This is a genomic window from Nitratiruptor sp. SB155-2 (assembly GCF_000010325.1).
Taxonomy (GTDB): domain Bacteria; phylum Campylobacterota; class Campylobacteria; order Campylobacterales; family Nitratiruptoraceae; genus Nitratiruptor.
In genome coordinates this window covers 1,371,416-1,384,602 of the sequence record NC_009662.1, presented here as the reverse complement: position 1 = coordinate 1,384,602, position 13,187 = coordinate 1,371,416, and the positions used below count along the sequence as shown (strand labels likewise).

The 13,187-nt window shown below is 39.5% G+C and carries 15 protein-coding genes; 12 read left to right on the top strand and 3 right to left on the bottom strand.

Going from position 1 to position 13,187, the window contains the following annotated elements; genetic code table 11:
* Positions 1-4: 4 nt before the first annotated feature.
* Both der and NIS_RS10390 read right to left on the bottom strand, forming a co-directional pair.
* Complete coding sequence (der, locus tag NIS_RS07350; RefSeq protein WP_012082740.1) at positions 5-1,393, bottom strand: ribosome biogenesis GTPase Der; 1,389 nt, start codon at positions 1,391-1,393, stop codon at positions 5-7.
* Positions 1,390-3,342 (bottom strand): mechanosensitive ion channel family protein, encoded by a 1,953-nt coding sequence (locus NIS_RS10390; RefSeq protein WP_012082739.1) that lies wholly within the window; start codon positions 3,340-3,342, stop codon positions 1,390-1,392. The genes der and NIS_RS10390 overlap by 4 nt, the downstream gene beginning before the upstream one ends.
* 51 nt (positions 3,343-3,393) lie before the next feature.
* Between NIS_RS10390 and NIS_RS07340 the strand changes: the two genes are divergently transcribed.
* Genes NIS_RS07340 through recG form a run of 12 tightly spaced genes read left to right on the top strand, consistent with a single transcriptional unit; the run spans position 3,394 to position 12,636 of the window.
* Positions 3,394-4,134 (top strand): DUF3108 domain-containing protein, encoded by a 741-nt coding sequence (locus tag NIS_RS07340; RefSeq protein WP_012082738.1) that lies wholly within the window; start codon positions 3,394-3,396, stop codon positions 4,132-4,134.
* Complete coding sequence (locus tag NIS_RS07335; protein ID WP_012082737.1) at positions 4,127-5,005, top strand: DMT family transporter; 879 nt, start codon at positions 4,127-4,129, stop codon at positions 5,003-5,005. Before NIS_RS07340 ends, NIS_RS07335 begins: the two co-directional genes overlap by 8 nt.
* A 1-nt stretch (position 5,006) precedes the next feature.
* Positions 5,007-5,543 carry a Uma2 family endonuclease gene (locus NIS_RS07330; RefSeq protein WP_012082736.1) on the top strand — a complete coding sequence of 179 codons (537 nt, stop codon included), beginning with the start codon at positions 5,007-5,009 and terminating at the stop codon, positions 5,541-5,543.
* Complete coding sequence (kdsA, locus tag NIS_RS07325) at positions 5,540-6,340, top strand: 3-deoxy-8-phosphooctulonate synthase (RefSeq protein ID WP_012082735.1); 801 nt, start codon at positions 5,540-5,542, stop codon at positions 6,338-6,340. The genes NIS_RS07330 and kdsA overlap by 4 nt, the downstream gene beginning before the upstream one ends.
* A complete protein-coding gene (locus NIS_RS07320) occupies positions 6,333-6,704 on the top strand; it encodes a type VII toxin-antitoxin system MntA family adenylyltransferase antitoxin (RefSeq protein WP_012082734.1) in 372 nt (123 codons plus the stop codon). Before kdsA ends, NIS_RS07320 begins: the two co-directional genes overlap by 8 nt.
* Positions 6,694-7,113, top strand: coding sequence for a type VII toxin-antitoxin system HepT family RNase toxin (locus NIS_RS07315; protein ID WP_012082733.1), 420 nt, complete (start codon positions 6,694-6,696; stop codon positions 7,111-7,113). Before NIS_RS07320 ends, NIS_RS07315 begins: the two co-directional genes overlap by 11 nt.
* Entirely contained in the window at positions 7,114-7,578 is a 465-nt protein-coding gene (gene ribH, locus NIS_RS07310) for a 6,7-dimethyl-8-ribityllumazine synthase (RefSeq protein ID WP_012082732.1), read from the top strand.
* Positions 7,578-7,997, top strand: coding sequence for a transcription antitermination factor NusB (nusB, locus tag NIS_RS07305; protein WP_012082731.1), 420 nt, complete (start codon positions 7,578-7,580; stop codon positions 7,995-7,997). The genes ribH and nusB overlap by 1 nt, the downstream gene beginning before the upstream one ends.
* Entirely contained in the window at positions 7,978-8,520 is a 543-nt protein-coding gene (locus tag NIS_RS07300; RefSeq protein ID WP_012082730.1) for a Uma2 family endonuclease, read from the top strand. Before nusB ends, NIS_RS07300 begins: the two co-directional genes overlap by 20 nt.
* A complete protein-coding gene (locus NIS_RS07295; protein WP_012082729.1) occupies positions 8,517-9,563 on the top strand; it encodes a dehypoxanthine futalosine cyclase in 1,047 nt (348 codons plus the stop codon). The genes NIS_RS07300 and NIS_RS07295 overlap by 4 nt, the downstream gene beginning before the upstream one ends.
* Positions 9,564-9,604: 41 nt before the next feature.
* Positions 9,605-10,846 (top strand): M16 family metallopeptidase, encoded by a 1,242-nt coding sequence (locus tag NIS_RS07290; RefSeq protein WP_012082728.1) that lies wholly within the window; start codon positions 9,605-9,607, stop codon positions 10,844-10,846.
* On the top strand, positions 10,843-12,636 hold the full coding sequence (recG, locus tag NIS_RS07285; RefSeq protein ID WP_012082727.1) for an ATP-dependent DNA helicase RecG: 1,794 nt from the start codon (positions 10,843-10,845) through the stop codon (positions 12,634-12,636). Before NIS_RS07290 ends, recG begins: the two co-directional genes overlap by 4 nt.
* Here the strand turns inward: recG and raiA are convergent.
* Positions 12,633-13,175, bottom strand: coding sequence for a ribosome hibernation-promoting factor, HPF/YfiA family (gene raiA / locus NIS_RS07280; RefSeq protein ID WP_012082726.1), 543 nt, complete (start codon positions 13,173-13,175; stop codon positions 12,633-12,635). The two genes, recG and raiA, sit on opposite strands and share 4 nt — an antisense overlap.
* Positions 13,176-13,187 lie beyond the last annotated feature (12 nt).

Sequence of the window (13,187 nt, the reverse complement as noted above, 5' to 3'; positions counted from 1 at the left end):
TCCTTTAGTAGCTTTCTTCTTCCATCTCTTCATCTCTTTCACCCCTTTTTCTTGGGCGAAGAATAATTGGAGTGCCTTCAAGATCGAAATTTTCTCTCAAGACATTTGCCAAGTATCGTTTATAGCTAAAATGTAGACCCTCCGGTCTATTCATCACAAGTGCGATCTTGGGCGGTTTGGTGTCATACTGCGTAGCATATAAAATCTTAACCGGTTTTCCTTTGTATGATGGAATTTGATGTCTGATTTGTGCTTCTTTGATGACGCGATTGAGTTGTCCCGTTGGAAGCCATGTGGAATAGTTTTTGTAAACTTTCAAAATCAAGTCATACAGCCTGTCCACCCGCTTTCTTGTTTTGGCACTAAGTGTAATGATGGGTGCAAAGCTTAAAAATTTGAATCTATCTCGAACTTCTTTGACAGCTTCTTCATAGCTCTTTTTTGCAATATCCCATTTATTGAGCACGATGATGCATGCAAGCTTGTATTTGTCGATATAGCCTGCGATTCTCTCATCCTGCTCCGTGATTCCTTCACTTGCATCCAAAACAAGGAGTGCCACGTCTGCTCGCTCAAGCATCTTTTGGGTGCGGTTCAGTGCATATTTTTCGATGCCAACGATCTTTCCTCTTCGCCTGATGCCTGCAGTGTCGATAAAAGTGATCACTTTGTCGTTGTAAATGGTGCTCTCATCAATCGTATCGATTGTAGTACCAGCTACATCACTGACAATGGAACGCTCTTCTTTTAAAAGAGCATTTAAAAGAGAGCTTTTCCCAACATTGACTCGCCCTAAGATTGCTACATTGATTTCATTCGATTCTTCTTGCTTTTTTTCTCCCTCATTGATGGCCAGTAGTTCATCAAAGTCTAGCTCTTCGTCGATTTCAATCTTAATAGTCTCTTTTTTGGGAAGCTGCTTTTCCACCCAATCAAGGAGTCTTTTTACTTTTCTATTGTGACTGACAGAAATTGGGAAGATATCTTGGGTACCAAACTCGTAAAAGTTCCAGACATTCTCTTCTTCTTTGTCGTTGTCTATTTTGTTGATGACAAGAGCGATTTTTTTCCCAAGTTTTTGCAGTGAACGAAAGATCTGTTTATCCTCTTCATCAGGAAGTTTCTTACCATCTACCATGTAGAGAATGATATCGGCATCTTTGGCAGCTTCGAGACTCTTTTGTTTCACTTTTTCAAAAAGCTCGTTCCTGTCTTCGATTCCCCCTGTATCCAAAATTTCAGCCTCTTTTTCACCGATTTGGACAATACGCCTTTTGACATCACGTGTAGTACCTTCCGTTTCGCTTACGATGGCGTCTCGTTGCTTTAGGATTCTGTTAAAAAGGCTGCTTTTGCCTACATTTGGTTTTCCTATAATCGCTATCTTTTTCATTGTTGCACTTTTTCTATATAAATTGATTCGCTTGGGAATGCAAAGTCGCTACCATGTTGTTGGACAATTTCCATGATTTTTAGGTTGACATCTTCTTTGATTTCCAGATATTTTGCCCAATTGGCTGTATTGGTAAAACAGTAGATGAATATACTAAGACTGCTATCTTCAAATTCGTCAAAATTGACAAGTAAAGTAGCATTTTTGGCAATTCCCGGATGGGATTGTAACATATTTCGAATATCATTTAAGATGGCATTCATCTGTTCATGTGTCGTGGAATAGACAAGGCCTATACGCATCTTGATTCGTCTGATGTTGCGTCTGGAAAAGTTTTCTATCGGGTTGTTGGCGATCATCTGGTTTGGCACTGTCACAAGGGATTTTTCAAAAGTTCTCACTTTTGTAGTACGTAGGCCAATATCTTCTACCGTGCCTTCCACATCGCCCACTTTGATCCAATCATCGATTTTGAGCGCCCGATCGGCTAAGATGCTAAGGCCTCCAAAGAGATTGGCTGCCGTATCTTTGGCTGCTAGTGCAAATGCCAAACCACCAAGTCCAAGTGAAGCCAAGAATGCACTGACGTTGATATTCCAAACCTGTAAAATGGAGACTAGACCGATGGCAAGGATGAAAATTTTCAGAGTTTTTATAAAAAACGCACCGATTTCTCGGTAGAGTTCCCTTCCAAAACGCTTGGCAAATTTGTAAATGGTTTCATCCAAAACATGGACCATATTGTAAAAAATCCAAAAAATCTCAAAAATAACAAGAGATTTGAGTATTTTGTCAAAGGTTTCATTTTCAATATCCATGACCAAAAAGGCAAAATAGAATCCCAAAATGACGAATGCAAACTTGAGAGGCCCTTCAATAATCTCTAAAAGCTTGTCGTCAAAACTGCTGGTTGTGAGTTTGGCAATTTTGTGGATGATTTTAAGAACGAAAAATGTAAAGATTTTTCTAAGTAGCAAAAAAAGGAGAAAGATACCAAACCCTTCAGCAAATTTATATAAAGGCATGCCGAGAAATGTATTTGTAGTGGTGAAAATCTGTATCTCTTTTTTTATCTGTGCAAACTGGATTTTCCAGTTGCCGATCTGTTTGTTGAGTATATAGAGCATAGAGGTGTCAAGAGCAGCGGGTAAATATATATTGGAAGAGTGTTTTTGGATATAGTCTTTAATTTCTTGGGAGATATTTATAGCTTTCAAGGAGCGTTTTTTCAGATAATAAAAAAAAGCTTCCAATTTGAGCTTAAGCCAGTCATGGACAATGCGTTCTTTCTTTTTTAGCTGAGAAGAAATTAGTTTTTCTAGGTATGCAATTTTATTGCTATTTTCCAAAATCTCCCAACGCTCTTTTTCAATGGAGAGTTTACTGATCTTTTTTTCGATATATATGATTCTTTTCTCAATCTTTTGTACCTTGTTCGTTTCTGGTAGTTTAAAATCGATAAATTTGAGTTTTACAAGGAGTCTATCGAGCCATTTTGGATATTGTTTTAAAACAGTTTCGATGAAAATCTGATTTGCTTGTAGCTGCTTTTTGTAGTAGATCTTCTCTAACTTTAAAGTGATATTGGCAGGGTCTTTTTGAATATTCTCTTCGATATCCTCAAGTTGATCTTTAAGATGATTGATCGCAGCCTTTTTTTCGTACGCTTTCGCTAAAAGATTGTTGATCTTTTGATATGTATCGATAAACTGTTGATCATTTTTGATGGAAAAATCTTTTTCATGGACCAGAGTCGGTTTGGATTGGAGTGTATCGATGATTTTTTTGATAAGGGTTTGTTGCAGTTTGTAATCTGGTGATGATTGATTGAGATCTTTCAAAAGAGTCTCAAAAACTTTTGGATTGTTTTGCTGTTCCAAAGAGGCATTGATGTCCAAAGCGAAAAGATGAACAAAAAAAAGAAGACATAAGAAGATAATTTTTGGCATCGCTGCTCTTTCAAAAGTTTTGTTACAATTTTATCAAAAAAAGCTGGGAATATGCGTTACTTTTATACCTTTCTTTTTTGCACTGTCACACTCTTTGCAAAAACAATCGATGCCGAATATAAAGTGACTTTTGGTCTGTTTGGAACTGTGGGAAAAGTGCATGCACATTATGAAAGCAATGCTACCGATTACAAGATTTTGATCAAGGCCAAAGCTGTTGGTATGGCCAAACTCTTTTCTCACAAAAGAGTAGAAGAGTATGGAAGTGAAGGAACTATTGGGCAAAATGGACTTCTTCAGCCAAAACTCTTCTATCGCATCAAACAGACAACCAAAAGAAGGGATTATAAACGGTATATATTTGATTACCAAAATAGAAAAATCATACTCTATACCGATAAAAATAAGTACGGCAAATTTCACGTTAAACATAAAGAGTTACTGCCTTATTTTACGGACAATGATGTACTGACACTCTATTTCAATTTGCAAAAGAATCTCAAGCCAAACAGACTTCACTATCGATTTCAGGCGGTAGGGGGTTCGGAGCAGAATGGGAAAATAGACGTCGATATCTTGCAGGGCAAAGCAAAAAGCAAAATAAAAAATCTTTTAAAGGTTGATGGTCTCTATCTTGCGGTGAAGCTTTATCAAAAAATATTTGCGAGTAAAGAGGGGCTTTTATATATAGTTCTAGACAAAGATGGCATCGCAAAAAGAGGGCTTTTAAAAGATGTAATCTTTTTTGGAGATGTTAAGGGAATTTTGACTAAAAAGGAGGTGCGTGAGTAGAATAGACAAAGGTGTTTTGTATATGCTCATCGCCTCTTTTTTGTTTGCGGGGATGGGGGTCTTTGCAAAGCTTCTAAGCCACACTCTTCCAAGTCTTGAAGTGGTTTTTTTCAGGAACGTATTTGGTGTGTTATTGATCGGTGCCTCGCTGCTTCATAAGCCGATGAAGCATGAAGGCGGGAGACCATGGCTGCTTTTTTTTCGTGGATTTATCGGTTTTTTGGCGCTTTTGATGTTTTTTTACGATATTGCCCATATCCCTTTGGGAGAGGCTATGACATATTCCAAAACCTCTCCAATCTGGACGGCTATTTTTGCATTTATTTTTTTGCATGAAGTGCTCAGTGGCCGTCAATGGATGGCAGTTTTTTTAGGCTTTTTTGGCATTGTTTTCATTACCGACCCTTTCCATACACCTTTTGACAAATATGATCTTTTGGGAATCTTGAGTGGTATTGGCGCGGCTTTGGCGTATACGAGCGTACGCGAACTCAAACGCTACTATGACACACGGGCTATTGTTCTTTCTTTTATGGGGGTCGGAACGATCGGTCCTGTAGTATTGATGCTGCTGGCTCCGTATATTGAGAGTCAAGAACTCGATTTTATGTTTGCTTCATTCGTGATGCCAAAAGGAGTGCTTTGGATCCAGATCGTTGCAATGGGCCTTTTGGCAACTTTTGCACAAATTTTCATGACCAAAGCGTATGGGGTAACAAAAGCCGGTATCGTTGGAGCGGTGAGTTACAGCAACATCGCTTTTTCAATCCTGTTTGGCCTGTTGTTTTTAGGGGATCCTATACCGAGTCCGATCAAGATTTTGGGTATAATCTTTATAGTTATCAGTGGAATACTTGTTGCAAGGAAATAGGATGGCGGCATTGGAGCTTTTAGATAGATACACCTATGATGATTATAAAAAATGGGAAGGACGATGGGAACTGATTGATGGTATCCCTTACGCGATGAGTCCGGCGCCATATCCCAAACATCAACGGTTACTTCTTAAAACAGCAAAAGAGTTGATGGATACGATGACGTGTAAGGAATGTGAAGTTTTTATTGCTCCTATCGATTGGAGAGTAAGCAAAGATACTGTCGTGCAGCCCGATGTTGCCGTGTTTTGCGAAGAGACTCAAGAACAGTATTTCACGAAAACGCCACCGGTTGTAGTAGAAATACTCAGTGAAGCGACAGCATATAAAGATTTGACGACAAAATTTGAACTGTATGAAAAAACTGGTGTGCACTATTATGTGGTAATCAATCCAAAACGAGAAGTTGCAGAAGCGTTTTACAACAAAGGCAAAAAATTTGACCTTTTGGGATATTTTGAAAAGGATGGAAGAGTGGATATGCAGTGGAATGGATGCAGAGCCTCAATAGATTTTGCAAAGGTGTTTTCATGATTTTAATAGCGGGACCGTGCGTTATAGAGAGTCAAGAGCAACTCGAAATTATCGCATCCGATCTGAAGCGATACCATAAGTCTGACGAAATCGATTTTTATTTTAAAGCCAGTTTTGACAAGGCTAACAGAACAAGTCTTGATAGTTACAGAGGTCCTGGTCTTGAAAAAGGCCTTGAAATGCTGGCCAAAATCAAAGAGGATTTTGGATACAAGATCCTCACAGATGTCCATGAGAGCTATCAGGTTGAAGCAGTTGCTGAGGTGGCTGACGTTATCCAGATTCCAGCTTTCTTGTGCCGTCAAACGGATCTATTGGTGGCTGCAGCGACAACAGAAAGAATCGTCAATATCAAAAAGGGGCAGTTCATGCACCCTGAAGATATGAAATACAGCGTCTTGAAAGTCCTTAAAACAAGAGGGGTAGAAACTGCTGATTATGAAACGAGCCAAAAAGCAGGCGTATGGTTGACTGAGAGAGGAACGAGTTTTGGATATAGAAATTTGGTGGTAGATATGCGAAGTTTGGTCATCATGAGAGAGTTCGCTCCAGTGATTTTCGATGCGACCCACGCTGTGCAGATGCCAGGAGGGGCAGGTGGCAAAAGTAGCGGTAACAAAGAGTTTGTCGCTCCACTTTCCCGAGCAGTAGCTGCAGTGGGCGTAGATGGATTTTTCTTTGAGACCCATTACGATCCAAGCTGTGCTTTAAGTGATGGACCGAATATGGTAACGCCAAGTGAGCTTGAAGCAATAGTAGATGATATTTTCAAAATAGAAAGAGCATTGCATGTTTGATAAGAGTACAATTGTAGAAAAATTGAAAAGCTATTTTTCGACAAAGCAAGAAATCAAATTTGCATACCTTTTTGGATCTGTTGCTAGCGATAAAGCATTTTCATTGAGTGATATAGATATTGCCGTGATGTGTTCAAAAAAGTGTAATGTCATGGAACTCATGGCGCAATTGAGTTATCTTTTGAAGTTCGATGAGGTCGAAGTTGTGGATTTGTCACAAACACATAATCTTAGATTGATCAAAGAGATTATTCAAAAAGGGATAGTAGTGAAAGATAGTCCAACAAGAGAAGAGTGGGAACTGCAAAAATATCACCAGGCTCTCGATTTTATCAATCATACGAAAGTGATTTATGGGTATTGATCTGCAAAATATTAGTGAACGAATCTATAAAATCAGAGAAAATCTGAAATTTTTAGAAGAGTATAAAGAGAGATGTCATGAAGCAATGCAAAGTAAAATTATAGGTGATGCTTTGTTGTATAATCTCTATTTACTAAGTGATAGAGTATTGCGATTGGCTGAAGTAGTATGCAGATATAAAAATGCTGGATATCCAGATAGTTACAGCGGTTTTATATATCGTCTTGGTGATATTGGCGTTCTTGAAAAGGAGTTCGCCTATAAATTTGCCGCTATTGCAAAATTTAGAAATTTTCTTGCTCATCAATATGAAGAGGTCGATAAAAAAAGAGTTTGTGAAGCGATGAAAGAAAATCTTGATGATGTGAAAATATTTCTTGAGCAAATAGAACACAAAATAGGAGTGTAGATGCGAATCATAGAAGGAAAACTAAGACTTGATGGCAGTGAAAAAGTTGCGATTATCGCCAGTAGATTCAATCATATTATTACCGACAGACTTGTTGAAGGGGCAAAAGATGCCTTTTTGCGCCATGGTGGCAATGAAGAGAACTTGGATCTTGTTTTGGTTCCAGGCGCTTTCGAGCTTCCATTTGCATTGGATAAGGCACTTTCAGCACAAAAATATAACGGAGTTTGCTGTTTGGGAGCGATTATCAGAGGTTCAACGCCACACTTTGACTACGTAGCGGCGGAAGCAACGAAAGGAATCGCAAACACGACGCTTAAATACCAAAAACCGGTGACGTTTGGTGTCTTGACCACCGATACGATCGAGCAGGCCATTGAGCGAGCCGGAAGTAAGGCCGGAAACAAAGGGTTTGAAGCAATGACAGGTCTTATCGAGCTTATTGATCTATATAAAGGGCTGTAATGGCAACAAGACATCAGGCACGAGAAGCGGTTATAGGACTATTATATGCCTATGATCTTGGCAATCCCGAGATCAAAAAATTTGCCGAAGATATTTTAGAAGAAAAGAAAATTAGAAACAAACAAAGAGAGTTTGCTTTGGCTCTGTTTAAAGGGACTGTAGAGCATCTTGATACGATTGACGAGATGATAAAAAAGCATCTTGAGTCCTGGGATATGGAAAGAGTGGGGCATATAGAGCGAGCAATTTTACGCTTAGGAGTGTATGAACTTTTCTATACCGACCTTGATCCTGCGATCGTTATCAACGAAGCAGTGGAACTTGCCAAAAAGCTGGGGACAGACCAGAGTCCAAAATTTATCAACGGAGTTTTGGATGCAATCGCAAAAGAGGTGAAAAATGGAAGCCAGAAAGCTTGAAAACTATACCTATCAAGACTATTTGGAGATTGACAAAACTACAAAAGAGCGAGTTGAGCTTATCTTTGGCCGCATCTATATGATGGCAGGAGCCAGTGCAAAGCACCAGGATGTTGTATTGAATATAGCTATAACTCTTAAAAATGAGAGCCAATGTAAGCCAAGAGTTGCACCATACGATTTGAAGCTCCAATGCAGCTTTGATCCGAATGTAGAATCAGTGAATGTAGTGCAGCCCGATGTGATGCTCTTTTGTGAAGATGAGAAGCTTCCATGCGCGATTTTTGAGGTATTGAGTCCATCAACCGCATCCAAAGATAAAACTGACAAACTTGCTTTGTATGAATGTGCCGGGATAAAAGAGTATTTTATTGTTGAGCCCGAGTATAAAGTGGTGGAGCGGTTTGTTTTGGAAGGGAAAAAGTATCAATTTGACGGAAACTATACAGAAGATATGCAAATGCCGGTTGCGTGTATTGGCAAAGAGATAGAAGTGAGCGCTTTTTTTGAAGGAGTGGAATGAGACTGGGCAAACGTGAGGCGTTGGATCTCATCAAAAATGCTGATTTGATTGAGCTAGGGCAGATGGCTTTGGCCAAAAAGAGAGAACTTCATCCAAAAAAAATCACAACATTTATCGTGGATCGAAATATCAATTATACCAATATCTGTTGGGTGGATTGCGATTTTTGCGCCTTTTACAGAAAGCCAAAAGATGAGGATGCATATATTTTAAGCTATGATGAGATTGACCAAAAGATAGAAGAGCTTTTGGAGATTGGCGGAACGCAGATTCTCTTTCAAGGAGGCGTCCATCCAAAACTCAAAATCGATTATTATGAAGATCTGGTTGAGCATATTCACAAAAAATACCCACAAATTACCATTCATGGATTTAGTGCAGTGGAGATTAGCTACATTGCCAAAGTAAGCAGGCTCAGTTTCAAAGAGGTTTTGCAGCGTCTCAAGGCAAAGGGACTCAGTTCCATTCCTGGAGCAGGGGCTGAAATATTGAGCGATCGTGTCAGAGAGATTATCAGTCCCAAAAAACTCTCCAGCCAAGAGTGGCTCGATATCCACCAAGCGGCTCATGAAGTGGGGATGAAGACAACTGCTACGATGATGTATGGAACAGTTGAGAGTGATGAAGAGATAGTTGAACACTGGGAGAAGATTCGAAACCTACAAGATGAGACTGGCGGTTTTCGTGCCTTTATCATGTGGAGTTTCCAGCCATACAATACAGCGCTGCAAAAAAATGGCATTGTAACGCATAAAACAAGTTCAAACCGTTATCTTCGTCTTTTGGCAGTCAGTAGACTCTTTTTGGATAATTTTAAAAATATTCAATCATCCTGGGTAACGCAAGGAAGTTACATCGGTCAGCTGGCACTGCTCTATGGAGCCAATGACCTGGGTTCGACCATGATGGAAGAGAATGTGGTTAAAGCTGCAGGTGCGCAAAATCGGATGAACCAGGAAGAGATGATACGGCTAATCAAAGATGTAGGGGAGATTCCAGCAAAAAGAAATACGGCCTACGAGATTTTGGAGGTCTATGAATGAGAGCTGTTTTTTTTATGATTTTATTACTACAAGGGGTATTGATGAGTGCAGAACTTCGTTATATGGAAGTAAATGATGTACAACTTCCTGTGATATTCGAAAAAGATACAAGTCTGCCGATAGCATCGATGCAGATTGTTTTTTTGAAAAGTGGAAGCATCGAAGATGGCGATTTGCCAGGCTTAGCTAAAATGAGTGCGAGGATGCTCTCACAAGGGACAAAAACACTTGGCAATGTTGGCTTCGCACAAAAGTTGGAAAATAGAGCCCTTCGATTTGGTGTCCATGCCGGCACAGAAACGCTTGTGATGGAACTGAGTGGCCTCAAAGAGCAGCTGGGGTATGGCTTGAGCTTGGTTCAAAAGCTTTTGAGTGAGCCAAATCTTACAGAAGAGACACTTGCGAAAGTCAAGACAAATACACTTGGCTATCTTGCACGAAAAAAGAGTGATTACGACTACATTGCCAGTGTCAATCTCAAAAAACTTCTTTTTGAGGGCACCCCTTTGCAAAATCCCAGTGACGGTACCGAAGAGAGTGTACAAAAGATACAATTAGCCGATATTGAGCAATTCATACAAAAACATCTTGTATTGAAGCGAGTGGTTATCGTTGCCGGTGGGGATATCGAGTTTGAAAAACTGCAAAAAGATCTGCAACCACTTTTGAAAGTGCTTCCAACGGGAGATATTGAGCCTTTGCCATTTTATGATGCAAGCGATAGACAAAAAGAGAAAATCCAGCATGAAAAAGAGATCCAACAAGCATATATCTATTTTGGAGCTCCATATCATGAAAAAATAGACAGCAAAGATCTCTACATAAGCAAAGTGGCGATGTTTATTTTGGGAAGCGGCGGATTTGGCAGTCGTATGATGGAAGAGATCCGTGTGAAAAGAGGTCTTGCATATTCGGCATACTCTTTGGCCAGGATCAACAAAAGCAACAGCTACTTTACAGGATATCTGCAAACCAAACTTGAAAGTGCCGATGAGGCAAAAGAACTTGTCAAAGAGGTTGTGAAAAATTTTGTCAAAAATGGTGCGACCCAAAAAGAGCTCGAGAGTGCAAAAAAGTTCATATTAGGAAGTGAGCCATTGCGCAATGAGACACTCTCACAAAGACTTTCAAGAGCTTTTGGCGAATTTTATGCAGGTAAACCTCTTGGAAGTTCTCAAGAAGATCTTGAAAAAATCAAAAATCTTGATCTTAAAACCCTTAATACCTTTATCCACAACCATCCAGAGATAGAAAAACTCAGCTTTTCCATCGTAACCAAATGACCATACATGAAGAGCGACTCCGTAAAGTTGGCATCTATGATGCCATCTCTTTCGCTTTGTATGCCCCTTTTTCCTATCGTGACTATAGATTAGAAAATCTTTTTGATGTGACGATACACTCTTGGCATAAACATCCAAAGTTTGTAAAAATGATAGCGTATGCACATAATCGTAATCAAGACATTGAACTCATCTTTTTTCACACAACTTCCTATCATAAGCAGATGTTTCAGAGTGGAAACAGACTCTATATCGAAGGTAAAGCGCAAAAGAATTACGGAAAACTTCAAATCATCCAACCCAAAAAAGTGGCAAATTACAAAATAGGCAGGATTTTTCCTCAGTATCGGATTGCAATACGTGGTGATATCTTTGAAAAACTGAAAGAGAAGTATCTTACGAAAGAAAATCTTTTGGCTGAAGGACTTCCTGAAGAGATCGTGAAACATCTTTTAAAGATTCATTATCCAGACCCTCTATTTTATGAAGCATGGAAGCAAGAAGGGGCGATTACTGGAAAATATCTCGATGCTTTGAAATATGCCGAAAGTTTTTCGTATATGAAGAATCTCAGGCAAAAACGGGTTTATCAAAAAAGCATAGCGCAATATGCCCAAGATCCTGAACCTTTTTTATCTACTTTGCCATTTGATCCTACAAGTGATCAAAAAAGAGCCATTTATGATATCTATGAAGATTTGAAAAAAGGGGTGGCCGCTCGAAGAGTCATAGTGGGCGATGTAGGTAGTGGAAAGAGTCTTGTAATGTTTGCAACGGCTTTTATGAACTATCCAAACAAAACCATTCTTATGGCCCCTACAACCATTTTGGCCGATCAGCTCTACCATGAAGCCAAAAAGTTTTTACCAAACGAGATGAACATAGCATTAGTCACTTCAACGAATAAAGATTTTGATCACAATGCCCATTTTTTCATCGGCACTCACGCTCTTCTCTATACCGATTTGCCAAAAGCGAGTGTCGTCATGGTGGATGAACAGCATCGATTTGGCACAAATCAGAGAAATCTTTTAAAAAAGATGGTGGAATGCAATAAGGGATCACCACACTTTTTCCAGTTTTCTGCCACGCCTATTCCTCGAACAAAAGCGATGATGCAAAGTGCTTTGGTGGATTATTCTTTGATCAAAGAGATGCCTTTTCAAAAGAAAATCATAACAAAAGTGATTTCCAGAGACTCTTTTAAAGAGCTTTTGAAACATATAAAATCTGAAGTGGAAAAAAGGCATCAAGTACTTGTTGTCTATCCACTGGTGGAAGAGAGTGAAAAGTATGGGTATAAATCATTACAAGAGGCAAAAGATTTTTGGATGCGCTATTTCGATGGAGTTTATGTAACCCATGGAAAAGATAAAGAGAAAGAGGAGGTGCTGAAAGAATTTAGAGAAAACGGGAACATTCTTTTAGCGACAACAGTGATAGAGGTGGGGATATCCCTGCCAAGACTGAGTACCATAGTGATCGTTGGAGCTGAAAATCTTGGACTTGCGACGCTTCATCAGCTTCGTGGCCGTGTATCACGAACTGGACTCAAAGGCTACTGCTTTTTATACACAAACGATGCTAAGAATGAGAGGCTTCAAAAATTTGCTTCGATCACGAATGGTTTTGAGATTGCAGAACTTGATCTGATGTATCGAAAAAGCGGAGATATCATTCATGGACGCGAGCAGAGTGGAAAAACCTTCAAATGGCTCCATATGGCTTTGGATAAAGCGATAGTAGAAGAGGCGAAAAAGAGGCTGGAGGAGTTATCCTCCACCTCTTAGTATAGACCTAGTTTTCCGTCTGTTCGTTTATAAAGGACTCTTGTCTTTCCGGATTTGTCCTCAAAAACGATGAAATGTTTGTTGGAGTTTTTCAAAATCTCAGCTGCTTCTTCGATGGTAACAGGTTTATCGATATCAAACGGAGTCGGAACGATTTCATCAGTGTAGTTGAGCGCTTCTTGAATCTCTTCTTCAATCATAGGCGCTGCCATGATCTCTTCCAAGGAGATATTTTTGTGGTTTTTGATTTTGTCTGCATATCGTCGAAGTACCTTTTTTGCACGCGCAAGAGCAAGATCGATAGCAGCGTAGACATCTTTGTCTTTTTGCGTGATGACTACATTCCCTTTTTTTGCCACATGAATGTCAAATTCAAAGGTAAAGCCTTTTTTCCCGTTTCGCTCATCAGCCGAAACGGTTGCATTGATGCCTGTAATATCGAGATTGAGCTTCATCAATGAATCTGCTGCGTCTTGAATGTATGTTTTGATAGGATCGGTGAGATCAAAATTTTTGCCATAGATGTGCAAATAGTCCATTGTTACTTCCTT